Consider the following 25,063-nt stretch of genomic DNA (forward strand, 5'->3'; position numbering starts at 1 on the left):
AACAGACAAAGGACCGGCATGGAACTGGAGTGCTATCCCACCGAGAACCGTCCGCCGGAAATCGTGCCGGGACGGCCGCAGCGCGCCTGGATGGACCGCTTCGCTGAGCGCCACCCCTATCGTTGCCTGCCGCTGACCATGGCCAACACCACCGGCTGGGACATTCTCTGCCCGGTCGGCTTTACCATGACTTGGGACGGCGGGGCGCACCAGGAGTGCATCAAGTTCCAGCCCGACCACCCCTATCCGGGCTTCCAGGACTTCGTGAAGTCGCACTTCACGCGGGGCGTGGTGACGTTCCATACCGGCTATCTCTTCCGCACGCCGCCGGGCTGGTCGCTGATGGCCATGGGTCCGCCCAACCACGTCAAGGACGGGATCCAACCGCTGGCCGGGGTGATCGAGACCGACTGGCTGCCGTTCCCGTTCACGATGAACTGGATCTTCACCCGCCCCGGCACGGTGCGGTTCGAGAAGGGCGAGACCTTCTGCTTCATCATGCTGATCCAGGACAAGCCGATGGAGGCCTTCCAGCCGGTGATCCGCTCGATGAACTCCAATCCGGAACTGCGCCGCCAGTACGACGTCTGGGCCGAGAAGCGCACCGAGTTCAACAACCTGATCTTCAAGCGCGACCCGGAAGCCACCAAGGAGGCCTGGCAGCGCTTCTACTTCAAGGGCGAGTACCCCGAGGAGATCCAGGCCGAGGCGCCCAGCCACCACGTCAACAAGCGCCGGATGAAGTCGCCGAAGGTCGGGGTCTAGGGCCTTGGCGGCGTTGACCTACGCCACTGTGGGGTCCAACCGGCTGGAGGAGGCGAAGGTCTTCTACGACGCCCTGCTGGGCGCTGTCGGCATACCGCCGTTGTTCGACCATCCGTCTGGCGGGCGCGTCTACGGCGTCGGCGCGCCGAACTTCGCCGTGCTCGGGCCGTTCGACGGCGCACCAGCCACTGTGGGCAACGGCGCGATGTTCGCATTCCGCTTCGACACTCGCGCAGAGGTCGATCTGTTCTACGCGACGGCCCTAGCTCTGGGGGGGACCTGCGAGGGCGCTCCGGGCGAGCGCGGGCCGGGCTGGTGGTTCTGCTACATCCGCGACCTCGACGGCAACAAGCTATGCGCCCATTGCCTCGTGACGCACGAGGCAATCGCTAACGTAACAGAGGACTCTGTTTGACAGAGTGAATTAGTAGTAGTTTACTCTGTTATACAGAGCGCTCTGACGCACCTGATAATGGAGGCCTCCAGTGGTCATCACCCGAAATGACGCGGCCGCCGCGCTGTCCGACATCGAGGCCACGCAACGCCGAGGTATGACCCTGCGCGGTTACCGCCTCGGCGGTCCGATCCTGATGATGTGGTCGCTGATCTGGGCGACCGGCTACCTGACCATGGGCCTGGCGCCGCCCGAGCTTTGGCTCCCCGTCTGGCTGGGCCTGGACGTCGTGGGCGTTGTCGGCGCTCTGCTGCTGGCGCGGGCCGGCAAGCCGGCGGCGGCTGGCGCGCCCCCCGGGATGACCTGGCGGCTGCTGGGCGGCTCGCTGTCGCTGATGGTCTTCGCGCTCAGCGTCTTCTGGGTGATGAAGCCCGCCGACCCCGCCGCCGCCATGGCGTTTCCGGGCCTGCTGATCGGCGTCATCTACGCGGTGGTCGGGTTCTGGATGGCGCCGAGTTATGCGTTGATTGGCGGGCTGATGTTCGGACTGACCCTGGTCGGCTACTTCCTGTTCCAGCCCTGGCTGCCCTTCTGGATGGCGGCGGCGAGCGGCGCGCTGTTCCTCAGCGGCGTCTGGCTGTGGAGGCGCTGAGCGTGGTGCAGGCCGACGACATCATCCACCAGCCGCTGCGCCTGAAGATCATGGCCGCCCTCAGCGCCGAGAAGGGCCAGCCGCTGGACTTTCCGCGCCTGAAAGCCATCACCCAGGCCACCGACGGCAATCTCGGCAGCCATCTGGCCACCCTGGAAAAGGCCGGCTACGTGGCGATCGAAAAGGACTTCGTGGGCAAGCGCCCCCGCACCCAGGCCAGGCTGACGCCGCAGGGTCGCAAGGCCTTCCGCGTCCATGTCGACTATCTGCGGGCGGTGGTCGAGGCGGCGGACGACGAGGGCGGCTAGTCGAGGAACCCCGGCCGTGACACCGCGCAGCTTCCCCCCTAGGGTCGCGGCCAAATCGTGCCCATCAGGTGTTCGGGGGAAATCAAATGGATCGTCGGCTGACGGCGCTGGCCGCCTTGTTGTTGATGTCGGGCTCGGCCTTGGCCCATCAGGCGCTGGCGCAAACCGCGCCGGCCAGCGCGCCGGCGGCAAGCGCCGCCAAGCCCGACAAGCCTGAGAAGTGGAACGTCAACGCCCCGCCCGGCGTGGCGACCCGCGAGGTGCGCATCAGCGTCGACAACGGCACCTGGATGAATGTCGACGTCTCGCGCGACGGCAAGCTGATCGCCTTCGACATCCTGGGCGACATCTACACCATGCCGATCGCGGGCGGGACGCCGACGCGCATCGCCGAGGGCCTGGCCTATGACCAGCAGCCGCGCTTCTCGCCGGACGGCAAGCGCATCGCCTTCACCTCCGACCGCGGCGGCGGCGACAACATCTGGGTGATGAACCTGGATGGAAGCGACAAGCGCCAGGTGACCAAGGAGGACTTCCGTCTGCTCAACCAGCCCAGCTGGAGCCCAGACGGCCGCTTCATCGTCGCCAAGAAGCACTTCACCACCGGTCGCTCGCTGGGGACCGGCGAGGTGTGGGTCTATCACGTCTCGGGCGGCGGCGGCGTGCAGCTGGTCAAGCGCGCCAGCGAGCAGCTGCAGAAGGAGCTGGGCGAGCCGATCTATGCGGCCGACGGCAAGAGCGTCTTCTACACCCGCAACGTCACCCCCGGCCCGATTTTCGAGTACGCGCAGGACTCCAACACCGCCCTGTTCGACATCGAGCGCTACGACCTGGAGACCGGCGAGGTCACGACCGCCGTCTCGGGCCTGGGCGGTTCGGTGCGGCCGACGCCCTCGCCAGACGGCAAGAAGATCGCCTTCGTCCGCCGCGAGCGGACCAAGTCCAAGCTCTATGTGAAGGACCTCGTCTCAGGCGAGGAGCGCAAGATCTACGACGCGCTGGATCAGGACGTGCAGGAGACCTGGGCCGTGACCGGCGTCTATCCGAACATGGCCTGGACGCCTGATGGCGCGTCCGTGGTGTTCTGGGCGGGCGGCAAGATCCGGCGGGTGAACGTGGCGGACGGCGCGTCCGGCGTGATCCCGTTCAAGATCGACGACACCCGCGTGGTGATCGACGCCCTTCATCCCGAGGTCGCGGTCGCGCCGGAGCGCTTCACCACCAAGATGCCGCGCTGGGCCAGCGTGTCGCCCGACGGCAAGTCGGTGGTGTTCGAGACCCTGGGCAAGTTGTGGATCAAGTCGACGGCCGGCGGCGAGGCCCGTCGTCTGGTCAGCGGCGACGAAGACGCCTTCGAGCTCTATCCGTCGTGGTCGCGCGACGGCCGCACGATCGTGTTCGTCAGCTGGACCGACGCGGGGCTGGGTCGCCTGCGCACTGTGGCCGCCAGCGGCGGCGCGGCCAAGGACGTGATCGCCCAGCCGGGCCACTATGGCGCGCCGCGCTTCTCGCCGGACGGCAAGACCATCGTGTTCGAGCGCCGTCGCGGCGGCGGCCTGACGTCCGGGCGCTGGTCGGCGGACCCTGGTATCTATCGTGTCGCCGCCTCGGGCGGGACGCCGGTGCGTGTCTCGCGCAGCGGTTCGGAGCCCCAGTTCGGCGCCGCCAATGATCGCGTGTTCATGCTGATGTCGAGCGGGGACAAGCGCCAGCTGGTCAGCACCGACCTGAACGGCCAGGCCAAGCGGGTCCACGCGAGCGGCGACATGGTCAATGACTACAAGGTCTCGCCGGACGGCCGGAACCTCGCCTTCCGCCAGAACTACGAAGCCTTCGTCATGCCGCTGATGCCCGGAACCCAGGAGGTTTCGGTCGACCAGAAAGGCGGGCCGCTGCCGGTGACGCGGGTCAGCGCCGAGGGCGCGGAGTTCATCCACTGGTCGAAGGACGGCAAGCAGGTCCACTGGAGCATGGGGCCGACCCTGTTCACCGCCGAGACCGAGGCGCTCTACGCCAGCGCCCCGGCCGCCGACGGGGCCAGCAAGGACGACGGCAAGTTCAAGCCGGTGAAGACAGGGCTGTCGCTGTCGATGGAGGTCGCCGCCGACAAGCCGACCGGCGTCGTCGCCCTGACCGGCGCACGGGTCGTGACCATGGCCGATAAGGCCGGCGGGATCATCGACAACGCGGTGATCGTGATCAAGGGCGACCGCATCGTCGCGGTCGGGCCCAAGGCCAGCACGCCGGTTCCGGCCGACGCCAAGGTGGTCGACGTGACGGGCAAGACCATCATCCCCGGCCTCGTCGACGCTCACGCCCACGGGCCGCAGGGCAGCAACGACCTGATCCCGCAGCAGAACTGGTCGGCCATGGCCAACCTAGCCCTGGGCACGACGACGATCCACGACCCCTCGTCGCAGGCGTCGATGATCTTCGCGGCGGCGGAGCTGCAGCGCGCGGGCAAGATCCTGGCTCCGCGCACCTTCTCGACCGGCGAGATCATCTATGGGGCCAAGGCGGCCGAGGTCTATGCCGAGATCAACAGCCTGGACGACGCCCTGGCCCATGTCCGCCGCCTGAAGGCTCAGGGCGCGCACAGCGTCAAGAACTACAACCAGCCTCGCCGCGATCAGCGACAGATGGTGGTCGTCGCGGCCCAGAAGGAAAACATGGAGGTCGTGCCCGAGGGCGGGTCGCTCTACACTCTGGACGTGACCCTGATCCAGGACGGCAACGCCACCGTCGAGCACAACGTGCCCGTGGATCGCTTCTATGACGACATCGTCAGCCTGTGGTCGCAGACCAAGACCAACTACACCCCCACCCTGGTGGTGGCCTATGGCGGTCCGGCCGGCGATCCCTACTGGCGTCAGCACATGGACGTCTGGACCCACCCACTGCTGTCCAAGCACGCGCCGCCGGCGCTGCTGGCCGCCCAGAACGCGCGCCGCCAGGCCGCGCCCGAGGAAGACTATGTCGACGGTGCCGCCGCGCGCGAGGCCAAGAAGCTGGCCGATCGCGGCGTGCAGGTGTCGATCGGCGCCCACGGCCAGCAGGCGGGCCTCGGCTCGCACTGGGAGATGTGGTCGTTCGCGCGCGGCGGCTGGAGCCCCGTCGAGGCCCTGGCGGCCGGCACGATCAACGCCGCCCGCTCGCTGGGCTACGCCAAGGATGTGGGTTCGCTGGAGGTCGGCAAGCTGGCCGACCTTCTGGTGCTGGACGCCGACCCGACCGCCGACATCCGCAACAGCGACAAGCTGCACCGCGTGATGCTGGGCGGCCGACTCTATGATCCGGCGACCCTGAACGAGACCGTCACTGGCCAGCGCGTCCGCCAGCCCTACTGGTGGGAGCGCGCGGGCGAAGCCTGGAGCGGCGGCCAGGGTGGCTCGGACCACACTGACGACGTGGGGTAGGGGAAAAGGAGAGGCGGCTTTTAAGCCGCCTTCACCGCCGAGGCGATCGACTTGACGACCTTCTTCACAAGGGCGGGGTCGTCGCCTTCGGCCATGATACGGATCAGGGGCTCGGTGCCCGAGGCGCGGACCACGATACGTCCAGCGCCGTTCAGCTGGCTCTCGCCGTCGGCGATGGCGTCCTTGACGGCCTGGGCTTCCAGCGGCTTGCCGCCGGCGAAGCGGACATTTTCCAGGAGCTGCGGCACCGGCTCGAACTGACGGCCCAGGGCGCTCATCGGCTTGTCGGTCTCGACCATGACAGCCAGCACCTGCAGGGCCGCGATCAGGCCGTCGCCCGTGGTCGAGAAGTCTGACAGGATCAGGTGGCCCGACTGCTCGCCGCCCACATTGAAGCCGCCTTCGCGCATGCGCTGCATGACATAGCGGTCGCCCACGGCGGTGCGCTCGAGCGACAGGCCCAGGCCGTTCAACTGGCGCTCGAGGCCAAGATTCGACATGACCGTGGCCACGACGCCGCCGCCCTTCAGGGCGCCGGCCTTGGCGAAGGCGCCAGCGATAATCGCCATGATCTGGTCGCCGTCGACGACTACGCCCTTCTCATCGCAGATCACCAGACGGTCGGCGTCGCCGTCGAGGGCGATGCCGATGTCGGCGCGATATTCGCGCACCATCTTGGCCATGGCCTCAGGATGGGTCGAGCCGCACTCCTCATTGATGTTCGTGCCGTCCGGCGAGACACCCAGCGTGATAACCTCCGCGCCCAGCTCGTAGAGGGCGGTGGGGGCGACCTTGTAGGCCGCGCCATTGGCGCAATCGATGACGATGCGCAGGCCCGACAGGTTCAGGTGGCGCGGGAAGGTCGCCTTGACGATCTCGACATAGCGGGCTTGGGCGTCGTCGATCCGCTTGACGCGGCCTAGCTCGCGCGGGGCGGCCAGACCTTCCTGCAGGCCCTGGTCCATCAGCGCCTCGATGCCCAGCTCCTGGGCGTCCGACAGCTTGTAGCCGTCGGGGCCGAACAGCTTGATGCCGTTGTCGGCGAAGCTGTTGTGGCTGGCCGAAATCATGATGCCGAGATCGGCGCGCATCGAGCGGGTCATCATCGCCACCGCCGGCGTCGGCAGCGGGCCGAACAGGCGCACGTCCAGGCCCACGCTGGTCAGGCCGGCCACCAGGGCGGGCTCGATCATGTAGCCCGACAGGCGCGTGTCCTTGCCGATCACCACCAGATGGCGGCGCTCGTCCTGCGACCGGAACAGCTTGCCGGCCGCCAGACCGACGCGCAGGGCCACCTCGGCCGTCATCGGATGCTTGTTGGCCTGGCCCCGGATGCCGTCGGTGCCGAAATAGGCGCGCTTGCTCATGGTCGTGCTGTCGTCTCTCTAGGGCCGTGCTTCGGACGCGAAACGATCCGAAATGCAGATTTATGCGATGCGGTCTTTAGCCAGTGCTAAAGCGCCTCACGTAAATTCGCGTGTCGGTAGGCATAAGCCTGTCGGCGCGTTCTACAAGGGATCATGGCCCATGTGCGGCATTATCGGCATCGTCGGAAGAGAACCCGTCGCCGACCGGCTGATCGAGAGCCTCAAGAGGCTGGAATATCGCGGCTATGACTCCGCCGGTGTCGCGGGCGTAGTCGACGGAACGGTCCAGCGCCGCCGGGCCCAGGGCAAGATCAAGGCCCTTGAGGCCGTTCTGGCTGATGAACCCCTGACGGCCACCACCGGCATCGGCCACACCCGCTGGGCCACCCACGGCGCGCCGAACGTGCGCAACGCCCACCCGCACACCGCCGGCCGTGTCACCCTGGTGCACAACGGCATCATCGAAAACTTCGCCGAGCTGAAGGCCGAGCTTTCCGCCGCCGGCCGGACGTTCGAGAGCGACACCGACACCGAGGTCATCGCCCAGCTGATCGACGCTGAGCTGGCGACGGGTCTCGCCCCCCTCGACGCCTTCAAGGCCACGCTGGACCGCCTGACCGGCGCCTATGCGCTCGCGGTGCTGATCCAGGGCGAGGCGGACCTGATCCTCGGCGCCCGCCGCGGCAGCCCCCTGGTGGTCGGCGAAGGCCAGGGCGAGATGTTCCTGGGCTCGGACGCCCTGGCCGTTGGCCCGTTCACCAACCGGGTGATCTATCTGGAGGAGGGCGACTACGTGGCCCTCGACCACGACAGCCGCCGCATCTTCGACGCCTCGGGCGCGCCGGTCGATCGGCCGGTTCGTGTGGTCCCGACCTCGTCGGTGATGTTGGAAAAGGGCAACTACCGGCACTTCATGGAGAAGGAGATCCATGATCAGCCCGAAGGCTGCCAGCGGACGATCGCGGCCTATGTCGACACCCTGACCTCGCGGGCCTCGGTCCCGGGCGACATCGACTTCGCCAAGCTCGAACGCATCCAGATCGTCGCCTGCGGCACCTCCTACATCGCCGGCGTCGTCGGCAAGTATCTGATCGAGCAGCTGGCCGACCTGCCGGTCGACGTCGAGATCGCCTCGGAGTTCCGCTATCGCACCCCGGCCCTGCGGCCGGGTTCGCTGGTCGTGGCCATGTCGCAGTCGGGCGAGACCGCGGACACCCTGGCGGCGCTGCGCTACTGCAAGGCCAAGGGCATGAAGAGCGCGGTGGTCGTCAACGCCACCGAGTCGACCATGGCCCGCGAGGTCGACGTGGTCTGGCCGATCCACTGCGGGCCGGAGATCGGCGTCGCCTCGACCAAGGCCTTCACGGCCCAGGTCAGCGTGATGATCGCCCTGGCCATCGCCGCCGCCAAGGCGCGCGCGACCATCGACGCCGCCGAGGAGCAGCGCCTCGTCAAGGTGCTGCTGGAAGCCCCGCGACTGATCGCCGAGGCCATCGGCCTGGAAGACGCCATCAAGGAGATCGCCGCCGACGTCGCCAAGGCCCGCGACGTGCTCTATCTGGGTCGCGGCCCGATGTCGGCCCTGGCCCTGGAAGGCGCGCTGAAGCTCAAGGAAATCAGCTACATCCACGCCGAGGGCTACGCCGCCGGCGAGCTGAAGCACGGCCCGATCGCCCTCGTCGACGACCAGACGCCGATCGTCATCCTGGCGCCGCACGACAGCTATTTCGAGAAGTCGGCCTCGAACATGAGCGAGGTGATGGCGCGCGGCGGCCAGGTGATCTTCATCACCGACACCGAAGGCGTGAAGCACGCGCCGGCCGGCGCCAAGGTGGTGGTCACCGCCCCCGCCAGCGATCCTCTGGTATCGACCCTGGTTATGTCCGCCCCCATCCAGCTCCTGGCCTACCACGTCGCCGTGGTGAAGGGCGCGGACGTCGACCAGCCCCGCAACCTCGCTAAGTCAGTGACCGTGGAGTAGGGGGTATCTAGGCAACTTCCCTGCTCAAGATTAAGCAAGGCCAATGACGCAGACTTTTCTTCACGTTGGCTGCGGGCCGACCAGCAAACGCGATCTGAAGGGTTTCTCCGGAGACGCCTGGTCAGAGATTAGGCTGGACATCGATCCGCGCGTTTCGCCGGATATTGTCGGCAGCCTGACCGACATGAGCGCTGTGGCGTCCGAGTCGATGGACGCCCTCTTCTCGAGCCACAACATCGAGCACCTTTACCCATTTGAGGTGCCAGTAGCCCTGGCCGAGTTCAGGCGGGTTTTGAGAGCGGATGGCTTTCTCATCCTCACCTGTCCTGATCTTCAGTCCGTTTGTGAAGCCGTTGCTGACGATAGGCTAGTCGACCCGCTTTATACATCGCCGGCAGGGCCAATCGCGGCCATTGATATTCTCTATGGTCACCGCAGCGCCCTCGCTGCTGGGAACCTCTACATGGCGCATAGGTGCGGCTTCACATACAAGGTGCTTGATCAGCTTCTGAAGCAGGCAGGATTTCCTGCCCGCGCGGGAGTGCAGCGAAAGGCCGCATACGACCTTTGGATGCTCGCCTCGTGTAGCGAGAGAAGTGAGGTCGAATTGGTCGAAATGGCGAAGCTTTACTTTCCGTAGGGCCGCCGCAACGTACGTGGCGGCTCCGGGTGATTTTAAAAGCCTCCGCCTGTGTCTCCGGACACATGCGCGGAGATGGGTTCAAGCGGAGCTACCTCCTGCGGCGCTCGCTGGCGCGCCGAACGCCTCGTGCCTTGACATATTGTCGGCGAGGTTTGGGCGTGGGCCGGGTGACCGGCGCGTCTTGGCCCAGGGCGCTTAGGTAGAGGCTCGCGGGATTATGGAGCTCACGCTCGAACAAGCTTTGCGACAGGCTGTTGACGCGCACCAAGCTGGTCGACTGCCCGAGGCTGAGCGGTTGTATCGCGCGATCCTGGCGGTCTCGCCTGACCAACCGGACGCCAATCATAATCTGGGTCAACTCGCCCTTGGCGTGGGCCGCCCGGCCGAGGCGCTGCCTCTTCTGAAGCGCGCCTTGGAGGCGCGCCCCCAAGAGGGGCGGTTCTGGCTGAGCTATGTTGAAGGTCTGATCGGCGCGAGTCTGTTTACCGAAGCCGAATCGATTTTGGCGCAGGGGCGAGCGCTAGGGCTTTCCGGGCCTTTGGTTGAGCCCCTGGTTGAAACGCTGGAGCGGAACCGGTCGGCTGTTGAGCCATCACAAGACCGTATGGAAGCCTTGGTCGCCGCTTATGGCGCCGGCGACCTCGCTGAGGCGGAGTCGTTAGCCGGCGACCTTGCCACGAGATTTCCAGCGCACCCGCTCGCTTGGAAGGTTCTTGGCGCGATCTATCAAAAGCAGGGGCGCAAACCCGAAGCCTTGGCAGCCAAGCAGCGTGGTGTGGCGCTTGCTCCAACCGATGCGGCGGCGCACGCAAACCTGGCCGTCGCTCTCAATCATCTGGGACGTTTCTCGGAGGCTGAGGCCAGTGGTCTGGAGGCGCTCCGGCTAGACGGCGCGCTTGTGCAGGCTCACTTCTCGGTCGCCGCCTCGCTCAAGGCGATGGGACGTCTTAGCGAGGCTGAACGAAGCTATCGACAAGCCCTAGCGCTGAAACCTGACTACAGCGACGCCTATAACGGCCTTGGCGCTGTACTGTTGTCGCAGGGGCGGTTCCCAGAAGCCGAAGCCCAGTTCCGCGAAGCCGCACGCCTTGATCCTGAAAGCGTCGACGCTCTCAACAATCTTGGCGCGGCGCTCTACAAGCAAGGGCGGCTGAGCGAGGCGGAAGCCTGCTATCAGGCGGCGATCCGGCTTGATCCGACGTGCGCCGAGGCTCACAATAATCTCGGTGTGACCCTGAACGATCTAGGTCGTCTGGCGGACGCTGAGGCCAGCTACAGGCAGGCTTTGCGTCTGCGGCCCGACTATACGGCGGCGCACAGCAACCTATTGTTTGGATTGAATTATATCGCCTCACTTCCGCCCGGCGAAGCGCTGGCTGAGGCCAAGCGGTATGGAGCTCAGGTGTCGGCGGGCGCAACGCCGAAGTTCACACAGTGGCGGACGAAGCCTTCGCCCACTCGGCTGCGCATCGGCTTGGTGTCGGGCGACCTTCGCAACCACCCTGTCGGTTACTTTCTTGAAGCGGTTGTGCGTCATCTGGACCCCGAGCAGTTCACGCTGCTGGCCTTTCCGACGCAGGGGCGTGAAGACGACCTGTCCGCCCGCCTGAAAGACCGCCTCAACCAGTGGATTCCTATCAGCGGCCTCGATGACGCCGCCGCGGCGGCGACAATCCATGCGGCGGGGATCCATGTCCTGCTCGACCTGTCGGGCCACACCGCGCACAATCGCTTGCCGGTTTTTGCGTATCGACCCGCGCCGGTGCAGGCCTCATGGCTTGGCTATTTCGCCACCACGGGCCTGCCTGAGATGGACTTCTTCATTGGCGATCCGCACATGTCGCCAGCGCACGAGCACCATCACTTCACCGAGCGGGTCTGGACGCTGGCCGACACTTGGCTTTGCATGGCGCCGCCAGATTGCGGCGTTAGGCGCGAGTCATCGCGCGCTTCCGACGGCATGACGTTTGGATGCTTAGGGAACTTGGCCAAGATCAACGACGCCGTGGTCGACGTGTGGGGCGCAGTTCTGCGTCGCGTTCCGGCGTCGCGGTTGCTGCTCAAGTCTGCGCAGTTCGCCGACCCCATGATCGTCAGCAAGGTCAAGGGATGGTTCGAGGGGCGCGGGGTTTCGTCCGAACGCCTTGTGCTACAGGGCTCGGCGCCCCGGGCGGCCTATTTTGAAACCTATAATCAGATTGATCTGGTGCTAGACACTTTCCCCTATCCGGGCGGCACCACCTCGGTGGACGCTCTGTGGATGGGGGCGCCGGTTATCACTCTCCGCGGCGACCGTTTTCTGTCGCGCCTGGGTGAATCGATCGCGACCAATGCGGGGCTCTTGGAGTTGATCGCGCAGGATCCAGACGACTACGTCGAGAAGGCCGTGGCCCTGGCCTCGGACCCGGAGCGCCTGGCCCGCTTGCGGAAGGACCTACGCGACCGAGTGCTCACCACGCCCCTGTTCGACACACAGCGCTTTGCCCGCTCCTTTGGGGACGCCTTGTGGGGTATGTGGCGGGAAGCCGAAGCAAACGGGCGGTCCTGACGCCCTTGTCCGCAGGATGGTCTGGCGCGAAACTGTCTGCGCAGACGTTTGTGGGGGATCAGATGTCTTTCGTCGTGACACCTATCGGTCAGGTCGAAGGTGGCCGGAAGGCTCCGGAAGACGACGACTGGGGCGGCAGCCGCGCGCGGATTGTCCTGGATCCCGCGCGCTTCGACGACGAGGCCCTGATGGGCTTGGACACTTTTAGCCACGCCGAGGTCGTCTATGTGTTCGACAAGGTCGGCGAGGACCAGATCGTCACTGGTGCGCGCCATCCGCGCGGCAATACCGATTGGCCGCGCATCGGCATCTTCGCCCAGCGCGGCAAGAACCGGCCCAACCGGATCGGCGTCACGGTCTGCGAGATCGTTTCAGTCGCGGGCCGTGTGCTGGAGGTGCGCGGGCTGGACGCGATCGACGGCACCCCAGTGCTCGACATCAAGCCGGTGATGAGCGGCTTTGCGCCGCGCGGCGCGGTCCGCGAGCCCGACTGGGCCAAGGCCATCATGGAAAACTACTGGTGAGCCGCAGCCTCGTCGTCGACCGGGCCCGCGCCGACGAGACGACGATCGTCGCCAACCTGATGCAGCTCTACATCCACGACTTCTCGGAACTGTGGTTCGACCGAGAGGTCGAAGGAGAGCTGGGCCCGGACGGTCGCTATTCGGACTATCCCGGGCTTGAGACCTACTGGCGCGACCCGACCCGCGAGGCCTGGCTCTTCCGGATCAACGGCCTGCCGGTCGGCTTCGCCCTGGTCAATGCGGTCGCCCATGGCGACACGCCGATCGACCGCGCGGTGGCCGAATTCTTTGTGGTCCGCAAGCATCGCCGGCGCGGGGTGGGTCTGACCGCCGCCCATGCGCTGTTCGCCTCGGCCTGGGGCGTCTGGGAGGCGGCGACGGTCCGCCGTAACGTCGGCGCGCGGGTCTTCTGGCGTCGCGCGGTCGAGACCTATCCTGGCGTCCGCGACGTTGTCGAGGAAGACCGCCACGACGCCCGCTGGGACGGGACCGTGTTGACCTTCCGGGTCGGCTAGCGTTTTCGCAGTTCCGGGCAGGCGTCAGGTTCCGCCGTCCAGCTGACGCTGGCGACCTTCCAGGCGCCCTCGGCCTTGGCGAGGGTGAAAATGTTGACGCCGCAATGGACGGTCTTGCCGTCGCGGGTGATCTCGAAGGGCCCCGTGACGGTCGCCAGCGCACCGCGCCGGTAGACGACCGGTGACCACATCCATTCCTTGAGGCCCGGCGCCACCTTCTTTCCGAAGCTATCCTCGAACCCGAAGCGTCGCAGGTCGATCGAACCGTCCGGCTTGGTCGTGACGGCCATCATCGGGATGTTCGGCAGCGCTGCAGCGCGCATGGCGGCGGGATCGCCGGCTTCCAGGCCGTCGAAGAAGATCTGGGTCGCGGCGAGGACGGCCTTGTCCTCCGGATCGCCCGGCGGGGCCGAAACAGCGGCGGCGGCGAGCAGCAGAGCGGTGAGCAGCATGGATGATCCGGGTCAGGTGTCGTCGGAAAGCCGATCGAGGAACGCCTGGGCGGCTTCCTTGTGGCGTGGCTTGAGGGTCTTTCCGAGGATGGCCATCAAGGCCGCGATCACCGCCGCGTCGTCGGTGAAGCCGATCACGGGCAGTATATCGGGCAGAGCGTCGGTCGGCAGGACGAAATAGGCCAGGCCCGCCAGCATCATGCCCTTGGCCGCCATCGGCGTTTCAGGGTCGCGCGCGGCCCACCAGACCGACAGGGCGTCGGCCGCGAACGGGATCTTGGCCGCGACCTTGCGGATCTTGGGCAGGAAGCCCTCGCGGACCTTCTCCTCGTTGACGCGCACGGTGGCGGGGACCAGCGCCTTGGCCGGATCCAGAACCTCGTTGACGTTTACGTCGGGGGACGGTTTGGCGTCGCCGCTCATCGGGATAAACCTCTGTTCAAACTCGATCCTAAACGCGAACGCTTCAAACGCGAACTAGCAGGGAAACGTCCAATGAAACTCGACAACACCGTCGCCGCCGTCGTCACCGGGGGCGCTTCGGGCCTCGGCGAAGCCACCGCCCGCGCCCTGGCCGCCCAAGGCGTCAAGGTCGCCCTCTTCGACATGAACGAAGAGCGCGGCCTGCAGGTCGCCAAGGAAATCGGCGGCGTGTTCTGCAAGGTCAACGTCACCAGCGACGCCGATGTCGACGCCGGCTTCGAGAAGGCTCGCGCCGCGCACGGCCAGGAGCGGATCCTCGTGAACTGCGCCGGCACCGGCAACGCGGCCAAGACCGCCAGCCGCGACAAGGCCACCGGCGAGACCAAGCACTTCCCGCTCGACGCCTTCGACCGCATCATCCAGATCAACCTCGTCGGCACGTTCCGCTGCATCGCCAAGTCGGCCAAGGGGATGCTGGACCTCGAGCCGCTGGAAGACGGCGAGCGCGGCGCGATCGTCAACACCGCCTCGGTGGCGGCCGAGGACGGCCAGATGGGCCAGGCGGCCTATTCGGCCTCGAAGGGCGGCGTCGTCGGCATGACCCTGCCGATCGCCCGCGACCTGATGAGCGAAGGCATCCGCGTCAACACCATCCTGCCGGGCATCTTCAACACCCCGCTGATGAACAATGCGCCGGAAGCAGTGAAGGCCGGCTTGGCCGCCTCGGTGCCGTTCCCCAAGCGCCTTGGTCATCCGGAAGAGTACGCTCAGCTGGCGGTCACCATGATCACCTGCGGCTACTTCAACGGCGAAGATGTCCGTCTGGACGGCGGCATCCGCATGGCGCCGCGGTAAGGCCGTAAAAAATCCTCCACCAATCGGGGGAGGTGATCGCGAGGCGATCGGAGGGGGAAGTGACGCGGAAGACCCGCTGAACTTCCTTCTCCGTCGCTCCTTCGGATCGACACCTCTCCCTCAGGGAGAGGATTTTCGACCTACTTCGCCTCCGGCCGCACGATCGTGCTGGCCAGGTTGGCCATGATCTCGCGGGCGTCATAGGCGCGCGGATCGCCTTGCGGCTTCTGGCCCTTGTGCATCACGATCTCCGCGCCGGCCTCGAACTTCTCGACCGTGCGGATCTGGCCGCGATCAGCGAAGAAGGGGTCGCCCCAGAAGGGGTCCCAGGTGCGCCAGCCATAGGCGGGGCCATAGTAGCGCCAAGCCGGGCGCCAGTAGCCGTACGGGTAGCCGAAACCAAAGCCTGGGCGCGAGAACGGATCGGGCTCGACATAGGTGCGCGCGGTGCGGTCCGTGCGGTGGTCGGCGGTCTCGAACCAGTCATAGCCTTGCTGCACCGTCAGCTCAGCCGAGCGGTAGAGCAGATAGCGCTCCACGGTTTCGCGCGAGGTGAGGTTATTGCCGGCGAACGAGATGCGGTAGCGGTCGCCTTCCAGCTTCTGCTCGGAGAAGCCGCCCGTCACGGCGCCCGAGGTGACGCGGGGCTGGTAGGGCGTGGGGGTGGCGCAGGCGGCGAGACCCGCAGTCACCACCAGCGCGGTGACAAGGGCGGCCTTCTTGATCGACATGACGTGCTCCTTCACGCGGAGTCCTTGGACATTGGAACAACTCTGGCTGGGCTTTGTGGTTTCGCCAAGGCCGCTTTGCCTCACGGTTGAAACTTAGCCGCGCGAGACGATCAGCACGGCCGCCGTGATCAGCAGCACGCCGACCAGGATCGCAAAGCCGCGCCGGAAGCCCGGTTCGTTCATCCGGCTCGACAGCGCTGCACCGCCGACGCCGTAGGCGGACATGCTGATCAGGTCCATGCCGATGGTGGCGCAGGCGAACATGATCAGCTGCGGGACCAGCGGACGGTCGACGTCCAGAAACGGCGGCAGCACGGCCGAGAAGAACAGCAGGATCTTCGGGTTGGCGATCTGCACCATGAAACCGTCGAAAAAGGCCGAGCGGCCCTCGCGAACGCTCGCCGAGGCTTGGCTTTCGACGTTCTTGATCCCGGCCCACAGCGATTTGAGGCCCAGCCAGACGAGATAGGCCGCGCCGGCCAGGGCCAGGACGTGAAACGCCTCAGGAAAGGTGATGATCAGCGCGCCCAGGCCCAGCGCCGAACAGGCGAACCAGACCAGGGTGGCCGTGTTCATGCCAACGACACCCAGCAGGGCTGCGGTCTTGCCCCGTTCCATGCCCGTGGCGATGGCGAACAGGTTGGCGGGCCCAGGCGTAATGGCCATCACGAACATGGCGACCAGAAAGGCGCCATAACGGGCGGGATCGACGGGCAGGTGGTCCATGGCGCGGATATAGGCCGCTCCGCCATGGACCACCAAGCAAAGCTAGGCTCCAATCACCGCGTAGATGTAGATCGCCTTGCCCAAGGCGCCGAACAGCAGGACGGCGGTGGCCAGCATCTGGATGATGAAGCCCAGTTCGCGCTTCCTGGCGTCGGCGGCGTAGCCCAGGGCGTAGAGGATCCGGCCGATGATCCAGACCACCCCGGCGGCGGCGGCGAACAGGTCGTTCCAGTAGATCGCGAACAGCCACAGCGAGGGCAGGTAGATCACCAGCCACTCGACAGTGTTCGCCTGCACCCGCAGATGGCGCTCCAGCTCCGGATCGCCGGTCATGGCCGGGGCGTCGATGCCGGTGCGACGGCGGGCGCCGCCGATCCTGAAGATCATCCAGACATAGACGAGCAACGAAACCAGGGTGACGATCGCCACCAGCGCGTGGGATTGCTGCATGTGTAAGTTTCCTCCCGACGGCCTTTCCTGGGCCGCTTAAGGGGCGACCCTAGCGGGGTTCGGCGCAGCTTGGCATCCCCTGGCGTGCGGCCTAAAGGGCTTGCGCGTTAAACAATTGTTAGGGATAGCTGTCGTCGCGCGTGCGATGGGTCCGTTGGAACCCCGCTCTCGCTCGTTCGCTTTTCCCGATGACGATCCTCATCCGCGGAGGCTGTGCGCCATGCGAGTGGAATCCACGGCGATCACCGACATCGCCTACACCCCCGAACACGGCAAGCTGTTCGTCACGTTCCACGACGGCGACGAATACGTCTATGTCGGCGTACCCGAACGGATCAGCGCGGCGTTCTACCGCTCGCGCTCGAAGGGCCGGTTCTTCCAGCGGATGATCCGGGACCGGTATCCGTACAACCGGGTGTAGCCCAGGCCGAAATTTCCTTCTCCCCTTGCCGGATAAGGTGTCAGCGTAGCTGACGGATGAGGGGTTTAAAGGCCTGTCCGGATAGCGCCATGCGACCCCTCACCCGGCCCTTCGGACCACCCTCTCTCGCAAGGGCAAAGGATTCCCCCCCTCGGCTCGCGCCAACGAAAAAGGCGCCGCGAGGCCTCCCTCGCGACGCCCTTTGATCGCGTGTGGCTCCAGCCTGCGCCTAGCCGCGCTTGTCGCGCTTGGCCAGGACCCGCAGGCGCAGGGCGTTGAGCTTGATGAAGCCGCCAGCGTCGCGGTGGTCGTAGGCGACCTTGCCTTCCTCGAAGGTGACCAGGTCCTGATCGTACAGGCTGTAGGGGCTCTCGCGGCCGATGACCGTGACATTGCCCTTGTACAGCTTCACGCGGACGCGGCCGGTGACCTTCTGCTGGCTGTAGTCGATGGCGGCCTGCAGCATCTCGCGCTCGGGCGTGAACCAGAAGCCATTGTACACCAGCGTGGCGTACTTCGGCATTAGCTCGTCCTTCAGATGCATCGCGCCGCGATCGAGCGTGATGCTCTCGATGCCGCGGTGGGCGGCCAGCAGGATGGTGCCGCCGGGGGTCTCGTAGACGCCGCGCGACTTCATGCCGACGAAGCGGTTCTCGACGAGGTCGAGGCGGCCGATGCCATTGTCGCGACCCAGCTCGTTCAGGTTAGTCAGCAGGGTGGCCGGGCTCATCGCCACGCCGTCGATGGCGACGGGGTCCCCCTTCTCGAAGTCGATGGTGATGATGGTCGGCTTGTCCGGCGCGTCCTCGGGCGCGATGGTGCGCATGTGGACGAACTCGGGCGGCTCGACCGCCGGGTCCTCCAGCACCTTACCCTCGGACGAGGAGTGCAGCAGGTTGGCGTCGACGCTGAACGGCGCCTCGCCGCGCTTGTCCTTGGCGATCTGGATCTGGTGCTTCTCGGCGAAGTCCAGCAGGGCCTCGCGGGACTTGAAGTCCCATTCGCGCCAGGGGGCGATCACGGTGATGTCGGGCTCCAGGCCATAGTAGCCGAGCTCGAAGCGGACCTGGTCGTTGCCCTTGCCAGTCGCGCCGTGGCTGACGGCGTCGGCGCCCATCTTGCGGGCGATCTCGATCTGCTTCTTGGCGATCAGCGGACGCGCGATCGAGGTGCCCAGCAGGTACTGGCCCTCATAGACCGTGTTGGCGCGGAACATCGGGAACACGAAGTCGCGGACGAACTCTTCGCGGACGTCCTCGATGAAGATGTTCTCGGGCTTGACGCCGGCGGCCAGCGCCTTGGCGCGCGCCGGTTCGATCTCTTCGCCCTGGCCCAGGTCGGCCGTGAAGGTGATGACCTCAGCGCCGTACTCGGTCTGCAGCCACTTCAGGATGATCGAGGTGTCGAGGCCGCCCGAATAGGCGAGCACGACCTTCTTCACGGACTTGTCGGCCATGAGCGGGTCCTTTCGGAGAGAAACACAAAGTCGCGCGCCTTCAACGGCGAAAGACCGCGCGGGTCAAGCGTTAATAGGGCTGCTTACAGCACGCCCTCGTCCTGCAACGTCTTGATGACGGACCGCAGGTGGAAAAGCTGAGCCATGGCCAGCACGGCGCCGAGGGTGGCGCGCACGCAGAACACCATGATCGCTTCCAGCCCCTCCGCCCGGAACGTCGTCCCCGACAGGGTGAAGGCGAAGATGATCGCCATGGACGCGATCGGGATCCACAGCAGGCCCGCGGCCTTGGTGAGCCGAAGCGCGGGCTTGCCCTCGCGGGTCCAGACGATCGGCACGCTCGTGCCGGCGGGGATGCGTTTCCAGGCGCCGTGGGCGGTGGTGGCGATGATGGTCAGGGCGGCGATCGACAGACCGTCGCCGATGATCCGCAGGGCCGTTTCCATCGCCTAGACCGTCACCTGGGCGCCCAACTCGACCACGCGGCCGGGCGGGATCTTGAAGAAGTCCGTCGGGTTGGCGGCGTTCTTCATCAGGTAGATGAACAGGCGATCCTGCCACAGCGGCATGCCGCTATTGGCCGACGGCACGATCGAGCGGCGCCCCAGGAAGAAGCTGGTGGCCATGATGTCGAACTTCAGCCCCTGCTTGCGGCACACGGCCAGGGCCTTGGGAATGTTCGGGCTTTCCATGAAGCCGTAGTTGACCACGACCTTCTTGAAGTCGTCGTTGACCTTCTCGATCTTGACCCGGTCTTCCTCGGCCACGCGCGGCGTCTCGGCGGTGCGGACCGTCAGGATGACGTTGCGCTCGTGCAGCACCTTGTTGTGCTTGAGGTTGTGCATCAGGGCCACGGGCGTCATGTCCGGGTCCGATGTCAGGAAGATCGCCGTGCCCGGGGCGCGGTGCGGCGCGCGGGCCCGCAGGATGTCCATCAGATCGGCGACGGGCAGGCTGTCGCGACGGGTCTTGTCGGTCAGGATCTGGCTGCCGCGCACCCAGGTGGCCATCACCGTGAACAGCGCCGCGCCGATCAGCACCGGCAGCCAGCCGCCCGAGAAGAAGCGCAGGGCGTTGGCGCTGAGGAAGGTGATGTCCAGGGTCAGGAACGGCACGAGGAAGAGCAGCGCCATCGGCATGCTCCACTTCCACAGCTTCCGCATGACGATGAAGGCCATGCAGGTGGTGACGATCATCGTACCGGTTACGGCCAGGCCATAGGCGTGGGCCAGGGCCGAGGAGGTCTGGAAGGTGAACATGATGGCCAGAACGCCGACCAGCAGCATGGTGTTGAGCTGCGGCACGAAGATCTGACCCGACTGGGTTTCCGAGGTCCGGCGCACGTCCAGACGCGGCAGCAGGCCCAGCTGGATAGCCTGCTGGGTCAGCGAGAACGCGCCGGTGATGACGGCCTGGCTGGCGATGACCGTCGCCGCGCCGGCCAGCAAGACCAGCGGCAGGCGCAGCGCCTCGGGGGCCATTTCGAAGAACCAGTTCAGCTCGGGCATCGCCTTGCCGGCGGCCTCAGCGGTCTGCAGCGTGGTCAGGGCGAAGGCCCCCTGACCCAGATAGTTCATCGCCAGGCAAGGCAGCACGAAGAACAGCCAGGCGGCCTGGATCGGCCAACGGCCGAAGTGACCCATGTCGGCGGTCAGGGCCTCGACGCCGGTCACGGTCAGGAACACCGCGCCCAGGACGATGAAGCCGGTCAGGCCGTGCTCGGCCAGGAACTTGACTGCATAGAACGGGTTCACCGCCATCAGGATGCCGGGGTTGCCCGCCAGGTTCATCAGGCCCAGCGAGAACATCACGCCAAACCACAGGGCGCAGACTGGTCCAAAAAGCTTGCCGACCGAGGCCGTGCCTCGGCTCTGGATGAAGAACAGGCCCAGCAACATCACCGTGGCGATCAGCAGCACGACCTCGTTGGTCACGCCATGCTCCAGCGCGGGGATGGTGCGAAGGCCCTCGACGGCCGACAGCACCGACATGGCCGGGGTGATCACCGCGTCGCCATAGAACAACGCCGCGCCGGCGACGCCCAGGACGAACACCAGGGTGGTGCGCCGTCCCATGGCGTGCTGGGCCAAGGCCATCAGCGACAGCACGCCGCCCTCGCCCTTGTTGTCGGCGCGCATGATGAAGACGACGTACTTGATCGTCACGATCAGGAACATCGCCCAGAGCGCCAGAGACACCACGCCGAAAATTTCGGACCGGGTGACACCGTCGTGGGACGCCGCCGCCAAGGCTTCCTTGAAGGCGTAAAGAGGGCTGGTGCCGATGTCGCCGAACACCACACCCACCGAACCTAAGGCCAGGGCGAAAAAGCCATGGCCCTTCAGGTCATGGCCGTGGCCGTTGGTCGCGGCGCCGTCTTGTTGGGGGATGTCTGAGGACGCAGGCGCGCAATCGGGCGCGGAGTCGTGGGGGGCTTCGGAAGCCATGTAATCCCTCCGGGGAGCCCTCGCAAAACGCTGCTGGCCGACCCATATCGCGATCAAGCGCGGCGCGATACACCCAAACCGCGCCCGGTTCAATCGTCACGCTGCGTCGCATCATGCGGTCTCCCGGTCTTTGAAGGCCTCTGCTGCGGGCGAGTTTTCGGTTGAACGTGCAGACCGTCGCCTTACGTTCCCGGGTTGAGATGTCGGACAGTCAGAAATTCCCCGTCGCGGCCCATGCCCTGGCCTATCTGGCGCACAAGGCCGCCTTCTCGGCCGATCGCGCCGTGGCCAGCGCCGAACTCGCCGCTTCGGTGCCGACGAACCCGGTCGTGGTCCGCCGGGTCACCGCCATGCTGGGCAAGGCTGGTCTGATCGGCGCCCGCGCCGGCGCCAACGGCGGCGCCTGGCTGCTCAAGCCCGCCGAGACCATCACCCTTGATGTCGTGCTTCGGGCCGTCAACGGCTGCGCCCATCTGGGCGTGGCCCCCAAGGGCGTGAAAGGTTGTCCGGTGGGTGAGAAGATCCCCGACGCCGTCCGCGCGGCGATCCTCGCGGCGGATCAGGCCGCCGCCGAGCGATTGTCCCGGATCACGGTCGCAGATCTTCTGAGCGAACTTCACTAGACCTTACGGCCTGAAGCCCCGGCTTTCAGCCGCGCTGATCCTGGCCTCCGAAAAACTGCATCAAAGATTGTTGCAGATCGCCTGGCGCTGCAACCAAGCGCCATTACGTAATCGCTACCGTTTCAGTTTCTAAACGCGAGGGATTACCCATGGCCACCGTCGCCATCGCCTATCATTCCGGCTACGGCCACACCGAAGTTCTGGCCCAGAAGGTCGCCGAAGGCGTCCGTGACGCCGGACAGACGCCTGTGCTGCTGAAGATCGAAAGCGCGGGCCAGGATTTTGCGCCGCTGATCGACCAGATCACCCAGGCCGACGCCGTCATTTTCGGCGCCCCGACCTACATGGGCGACGTCTCGGGCGTGTTCAAAGTGTTCGCCGACGCCACCTCCAGTGCGTTCTTCACCAGCGCCTGGAAGGACAAGCTGGCGGCCGGGTTCACCAATTCCCACAGCTTCGCGGGCGACAAGGCCCATGCGCTGGCCAGCCTGACCATCCTGGCGGCCCAGCACGGCATGAACTGGATCAACCTGGGCCTGGCCCCGCCGAACGTCACCGCCGCCGAACGCGGCCCGGATACGATCAACCGCGTTGGTTCGTTCATCGGTCTGGCCGCCCAGTCGGACAACGCCTCGCCGGAGATCACCCCGCCGGCGGGTGACCGCGAGACTGCGCGGCTGCTCGGCGAGCGTGTCGCCAAGGCGGCGGCGCGTTGGGCGGCCGGCGCGGCGCGCGGCGGGCTCGAACAGGCCGCCTAAGGCCCGTCCACCATCACGGCCGCCGCCCTCCCCGGCCGTGATCCGAAAGGGGCGCGCCTCGCCATTCCGGCGCGCCCCTTTCGTCTTGGCCCAGGGAGGGTTGCTTGAACCAAATCACGGGCCGTGCTCGACTCCGGCGAAGTTTCCACCGGATCACTACGTCATGGCCCGTCGTCTCGCCCTGATCACCGGCGCTTCCGCCGGCATCGGGGCCGCCTCCGCCCGCATCTACGCCAGCCACGGCTATGACGTGGCGCTGACCGCGCGTCGGGCCGACCGCCTGGAAGGATTGGCCGCCGAGATCAAGCTGCGCTCGGGCGTCGAGGCCTATGCGATTCCGGCCGACCTCGCCGAGGTTGAAGGGGTCGACACCGTGCTCTCGGCGATCGCCGAACAGGGACGGGAGGTCGACGCCCTGATCAACAACGCCGGCTATGGCCTGCCCGGGACCTACGACGCCACAAGCTGGGCCGATCAGGCCAAGTTCCTGCAACTGATGCTGACCAGTGTCTGCGAGATGACCCACAAGGTCCTGCCGGGCATGGTCGAGCGCAAGTTCGGCCGGATCGTCAACGTGGCCTCGCTGGCGGGCCTGGTTCCCGGCGCGGCGGGCCACACGCTCTACGCGGCCACCAAGGGCTTTCTGGTCAAGTTCTCGCAAAGCCTGCACCTGGAGAACCTGTCCAACGGGGTGCATGTCAGCGCGCTTTGCCCGGGCTTCACCTATTCGGAGTTCCACGACGTCAACGGCACCCGCGCCCAGGTCAGCCAGGGCGTGCCGGACTGGATGTGGCTGGGCGCCGACGAGGTCGCCGCCGCCGGCTACGAAGCCGCCGAAGCCAACCGCTCGATCTGCGTGCCCGGCGCGCCGAACAAGGCGATCGCCGCCATCGCCAAGATCGTCCCCGACGACTGGGCCCTGGCCCTGATGGCCAGCCAGGGAAGCCGGTTCAGGAAGGTGTGACATTCCGGCTGGGGCTGTCCTTTTGGAAAACCGGGCCTGATCTGCTATAGACCCGCCTCGACCCCGAAGAGCCGGACATCCCCTTGAGCGTCACCCTCGACCTGTCGCGCGTCTCGTCCGAGACGACGCCCGCCCAGCCCGTCTCCAAGCCCCTGGTCAACCTGTCGGGTCTGACGCGCCCGCAGCTGGTCGCGGCCCTAGTCGAGAGCGGCGTGGTCGAGCACGGCAAGGCCAAGATGCGGGCCACCCAGATCTTCCGCTGGATCCACCATCGCGGCGTCACCGACTTCGCCGACATGAGCGATGTGGCCAAGGAGACCCGCGCGCGTCTGGCAGAGGCCTTCACCATCGCCCGCCCCGAGATCGTCGAGCGCCAGGTGTCCAAGGACGGCACCCGTAAGTGGCTGATCCGTATGGCCCCTGGCATCGAGGTCGAGAGCGTCTACATCCCCGGCGTCGGCCGCGCCGGCGCCCTATGCGTGTCCAGCCAGGTCGGCTGCACGCTGAACTGCAGCTTCTGCCACACTGGCACCCAGCCGCTGGTCCGCAACCTCACGACGGCCGAGATCGTCGCCCAGGTCCAGGTGGCCAAGGACGACTTGGCTGAATGGCCGTCCGACAAGGAGGACCGCCAGCTCTCGAACATCGTGTTCATGGGCATGGGCGAGCCGCTCTACAATCTGGGCCAGGTGGCCGACGCCATCGAGATCATCAGCGACAACGAGGGCATCGCCATCTCGCGTCGTCGGATCACGGTGTCGACCTCGGGCGTCGTGCCGATGCTGGAAAAGCTGGGCTCGACCACCCAGGCCATGCTGGCCATCAGCCTGCACGCTACCAACGATCCGCTGCGCGACGTCCTGGTGCCCCTGAACAAGAAGTACCCGATCGCCGAGCTGATGGCCGGCATCCGCGCCTATCCGGGCCTGAGCAACGCCCGCCGCGTGACCTTCGAGTACGTGATGCTGAAGGGCGTCAACGACAGCCCCGACGAGGCGCGCGCCCTCGTCAAGCTGATCAAGGGCATCCCGGCCAAGATCAACCTGATCCCGTTCAACCCCTGGCCCGGCAGCGATTACCAGTGCTCGGACTGGGCGACGATCGAGGCTTTCGCCGCGATCCTCAACAAGGCCGGCTACTCTTCGCCCATCCGCACCCCGCGCGGTCGTGACATTCTCGCCGCCTGCGGTCAGCTGAAGAGTGAGAGCGAGAAGGTCCGCGCCAGCGCGCTGCGTAAGCTGTCCCTGGCGGCGATGGCCGGTGTGTTGGCCGACGACGACGAGGATGAGGCGGCCTAGGCGTCCTCCGACTCCACCATCGTCTTGAGCCGGCTAAGCATGCTCGCCGCATAAGCCGCGTAAGGCCCGATCCAGCGTTCGTGGAGGGCATGGATCGGCAGGGCGTCCAGGTGGTTCCACCGCTCGCGTCCGCGTCGTTCGGCCAGGACCAGTCCTGCCTGCTCCAGCACCGACAGATGCTGCATGACGGTGCAGCGGTCGAGCTCGGCGAACCGCGCGCAGAGCGTGCCGGTCGTCAGCGGCTCTGCCTTGAGAAGATCCAGCATCCGGCGTCGGACACGATGTCCCAGCGCCTTGAAAATCAGATCCGCCTCGTCCTCGTTTGACATGTTATAAAGCTATAACA

General features: G+C 66.3%; 26 protein-coding genes and 1 pseudogene. 17 read left to right on the forward strand and 10 right to left on the reverse strand.

The window, feature by feature from the left end:
• The first annotated feature begins 18 nt into the window (after positions 1-18).
• The 5 genes from ACT53N_RS05765 (at position 19) to ACT53N_RS05785 (ending at position 5,535) form a co-directional block, all read left to right on the forward strand.
• Positions 19-765 carry a DUF6065 family protein gene (locus ACT53N_RS05765; protein WP_476062998.1) on the forward strand — a complete coding sequence of 249 codons (747 nt, stop codon included), beginning with the start codon at positions 19-21 and terminating at the stop codon, positions 763-765.
• Positions 766-769: 4 nt separating this feature from the next.
• Positions 770-1,180, forward strand: a complete 411-nt coding sequence (locus ACT53N_RS05770; RefSeq protein ID WP_476062999.1) for a VOC family protein — start codon at positions 770-772, stop codon at positions 1,178-1,180.
• Positions 1,181-1,250: 70 nt separating this feature from the next.
• Complete coding sequence (locus tag ACT53N_RS05775; RefSeq protein ID WP_476063000.1) at positions 1,251-1,811, forward strand: hypothetical protein; 561 nt, start codon at positions 1,251-1,253, stop codon at positions 1,809-1,811.
• Between the two features lie 2 nt (positions 1,812-1,813).
• Positions 1,814-2,119 carry a winged helix-turn-helix domain-containing protein gene (locus tag ACT53N_RS05780; RefSeq protein WP_476063001.1) on the forward strand — a complete coding sequence of 102 codons (306 nt, stop codon included), beginning with the start codon at positions 1,814-1,816 and terminating at the stop codon, positions 2,117-2,119.
• Between the two features lie 86 nt (positions 2,120-2,205).
• Positions 2,206-5,535, forward strand: a complete 3,330-nt coding sequence (locus ACT53N_RS05785) for an amidohydrolase family protein (protein WP_476063002.1) — start codon at positions 2,206-2,208, stop codon at positions 5,533-5,535.
• 20 nt (positions 5,536-5,555) lie between these two features.
• Here the strand turns inward: ACT53N_RS05785 and glmM are convergent, their stop codons facing one another.
• Positions 5,556-6,902 carry a phosphoglucosamine mutase gene (gene glmM, locus ACT53N_RS05790; RefSeq protein ID WP_476063003.1) on the reverse strand — a complete coding sequence of 449 codons (1,347 nt, stop codon included), beginning with the start codon at positions 6,900-6,902 and terminating at the stop codon, positions 5,556-5,558.
• A gap of 160 nt (positions 6,903-7,062) precedes the next feature.
• Between glmM and glmS the strand changes: the two genes are divergently transcribed.
• From glmS to ACT53N_RS05820, 6 genes and pseudogenes are all read left to right on the forward strand, one after another.
• On the forward strand, positions 7,063-8,883 hold the full coding sequence (glmS, locus tag ACT53N_RS05795) for a glutamine--fructose-6-phosphate transaminase (isomerizing) (RefSeq protein WP_476063004.1): 1,821 nt from the start codon (positions 7,063-7,065) through the stop codon (positions 8,881-8,883).
• Between the two features lie 43 nt (positions 8,884-8,926).
• Complete coding sequence (locus tag ACT53N_RS05800) at positions 8,927-9,523, forward strand: class I SAM-dependent methyltransferase (protein ID WP_476063005.1); 597 nt, start codon at positions 8,927-8,929, stop codon at positions 9,521-9,523.
• A gap of 220 nt (positions 9,524-9,743) precedes the next feature.
• Positions 9,744-9,983: pseudogene (locus tag ACT53N_RS05805) on the forward strand (tetratricopeptide repeat protein); the annotation flags it as partial.
• 147 nt (positions 9,984-10,130) lie between these two features.
• Entirely contained in the window at positions 10,131-12,074 is a 1,944-nt protein-coding gene (locus ACT53N_RS05810) for an O-linked N-acetylglucosamine transferase, SPINDLY family protein (RefSeq protein ID WP_476063400.1), read from the forward strand.
• A 62-nt stretch (positions 12,075-12,136) separates the two neighbouring features.
• Positions 12,137-12,598 carry an SAM-dependent methyltransferase gene (locus ACT53N_RS05815; protein WP_476063006.1) on the forward strand — a complete coding sequence of 154 codons (462 nt, stop codon included), beginning with the start codon at positions 12,137-12,139 and terminating at the stop codon, positions 12,596-12,598.
• A complete protein-coding gene (locus ACT53N_RS05820; RefSeq protein ID WP_476063007.1) occupies positions 12,595-13,113 on the forward strand; it encodes a GNAT family N-acetyltransferase in 519 nt (172 codons plus the stop codon). Before ACT53N_RS05815 ends, ACT53N_RS05820 begins: the two co-directional genes overlap by 4 nt.
• On the opposite strand, the gene ACT53N_RS05825 is transcribed toward ACT53N_RS05820, so the two are convergent.
• Together ACT53N_RS05825 and ACT53N_RS05830 are read right to left on the reverse strand one after the other, a co-directional pair.
• Positions 13,110-13,565, reverse strand: coding sequence for a nuclear transport factor 2 family protein (locus ACT53N_RS05825; protein ID WP_476063008.1), 456 nt, complete (start codon positions 13,563-13,565; stop codon positions 13,110-13,112). The genes ACT53N_RS05820 and ACT53N_RS05825 overlap by 4 nt on opposite strands.
• 12 nt (positions 13,566-13,577) lie before the next feature.
• Positions 13,578-13,988, reverse strand: coding sequence for a YkvA family protein (locus tag ACT53N_RS05830; protein WP_476063009.1), 411 nt, complete (start codon positions 13,986-13,988; stop codon positions 13,578-13,580).
• 72 nt (positions 13,989-14,060) lie between these two features.
• Here ACT53N_RS05830 and ACT53N_RS05835 point away from each other — a divergent pair, with 72 nt between their 5' ends.
• A complete protein-coding gene (locus ACT53N_RS05835; RefSeq protein WP_096052862.1) occupies positions 14,061-14,843 on the forward strand; it encodes an SDR family NAD(P)-dependent oxidoreductase in 783 nt (260 codons plus the stop codon).
• A 140-nt stretch (positions 14,844-14,983) separates the two neighbouring features.
• Here ACT53N_RS05835 and ACT53N_RS05840 read toward each other — a convergent pair whose 3' ends face one another.
• The 3 genes from ACT53N_RS05840 to ACT53N_RS05850 all read right to left on the reverse strand — a co-directional run bounded on the left by ACT53N_RS05840 (position 14,984) and on the right by ACT53N_RS05850 (position 16,750).
• Complete coding sequence (locus tag ACT53N_RS05840; protein ID WP_476063010.1) at positions 14,984-15,574, reverse strand: CC0125/CC1285 family lipoprotein; 591 nt, start codon at positions 15,572-15,574, stop codon at positions 14,984-14,986.
• A gap of 93 nt (positions 15,575-15,667) precedes the next feature.
• A complete protein-coding gene (locus ACT53N_RS05845) occupies positions 15,668-16,336 on the reverse strand; it encodes a LysE family translocator (protein WP_476063011.1) in 669 nt (222 codons plus the stop codon).
• Between the two features lie 6 nt (positions 16,337-16,342).
• Positions 16,343-16,750, reverse strand: coding sequence for an MAPEG family protein (locus ACT53N_RS05850; RefSeq protein WP_476063012.1), 408 nt, complete (start codon positions 16,748-16,750; stop codon positions 16,343-16,345).
• Between the two features lie 220 nt (positions 16,751-16,970).
• Here ACT53N_RS05850 and ACT53N_RS05855 point away from each other — a divergent pair, with 220 nt between their 5' ends.
• Complete coding sequence (locus ACT53N_RS05855; RefSeq protein WP_476063013.1) at positions 16,971-17,171, forward strand: KTSC domain-containing protein; 201 nt, start codon at positions 16,971-16,973, stop codon at positions 17,169-17,171.
• A 229-nt stretch (positions 17,172-17,400) separates the two neighbouring features.
• Here the strand turns inward: ACT53N_RS05855 and ACT53N_RS05860 are convergent, their stop codons facing one another.
• From ACT53N_RS05860 to ACT53N_RS05870, 3 genes are all read right to left on the reverse strand, one after another.
• On the reverse strand, positions 17,401-18,627 hold the full coding sequence (locus tag ACT53N_RS05860) for an argininosuccinate synthase (RefSeq protein ID WP_476063014.1): 1,227 nt from the start codon (positions 18,625-18,627) through the stop codon (positions 17,401-17,403).
• Positions 18,628-18,710: 83 nt separating this feature from the next.
• Entirely contained in the window at positions 18,711-19,073 is a 363-nt protein-coding gene (locus ACT53N_RS05865; protein ID WP_476063015.1) for a hypothetical protein, read from the reverse strand.
• Positions 19,074-19,076: 3 nt separating this feature from the next.
• Positions 19,077-21,074 carry a potassium transporter Kup gene (locus ACT53N_RS05870; RefSeq protein WP_476063016.1) on the reverse strand — a complete coding sequence of 666 codons (1,998 nt, stop codon included), beginning with the start codon at positions 21,072-21,074 and terminating at the stop codon, positions 19,077-19,079.
• A 200-nt stretch (positions 21,075-21,274) separates the two neighbouring features.
• On the opposite strand from ACT53N_RS05870, the gene ACT53N_RS05875 reads away from it, so the two are divergent.
• From ACT53N_RS05875 to rlmN, 4 genes are all read left to right on the forward strand, one after another.
• Positions 21,275-21,697 (forward strand): Rrf2 family transcriptional regulator, encoded by a 423-nt coding sequence (locus ACT53N_RS05875; protein ID WP_310214289.1) that lies wholly within the window; start codon positions 21,275-21,277, stop codon positions 21,695-21,697.
• 149 nt (positions 21,698-21,846) lie between these two features.
• Positions 21,847-22,455 (forward strand): flavodoxin family protein, encoded by a 609-nt coding sequence (locus ACT53N_RS05880; protein WP_476063017.1) that lies wholly within the window; start codon positions 21,847-21,849, stop codon positions 22,453-22,455.
• 163 nt (positions 22,456-22,618) lie between these two features.
• Entirely contained in the window at positions 22,619-23,419 is an 801-nt protein-coding gene (locus tag ACT53N_RS05885; RefSeq protein WP_476063018.1) for an SDR family NAD(P)-dependent oxidoreductase, read from the forward strand.
• 83 nt (positions 23,420-23,502) lie between these two features.
• Positions 23,503-24,717, forward strand: a complete 1,215-nt coding sequence (gene rlmN, locus ACT53N_RS05890) for a dual-specificity RNA methyltransferase RlmN (RefSeq protein ID WP_476063019.1) — start codon at positions 23,503-23,505, stop codon at positions 24,715-24,717.
• On the opposite strand, the gene ACT53N_RS05895 is transcribed toward rlmN, so the two are convergent.
• Positions 24,714-25,046, reverse strand: a complete 333-nt coding sequence (locus ACT53N_RS05895) for an ArsR/SmtB family transcription factor (protein WP_476063020.1) — start codon at positions 25,044-25,046, stop codon at positions 24,714-24,716. The two genes, rlmN and ACT53N_RS05895, sit on opposite strands and share 4 nt — an antisense overlap.
• Positions 25,047-25,063: the final 17 nt, after the last annotated feature.

It is taken from the genome of Caulobacter sp. DMC95, from assembly GCF_056313785.1.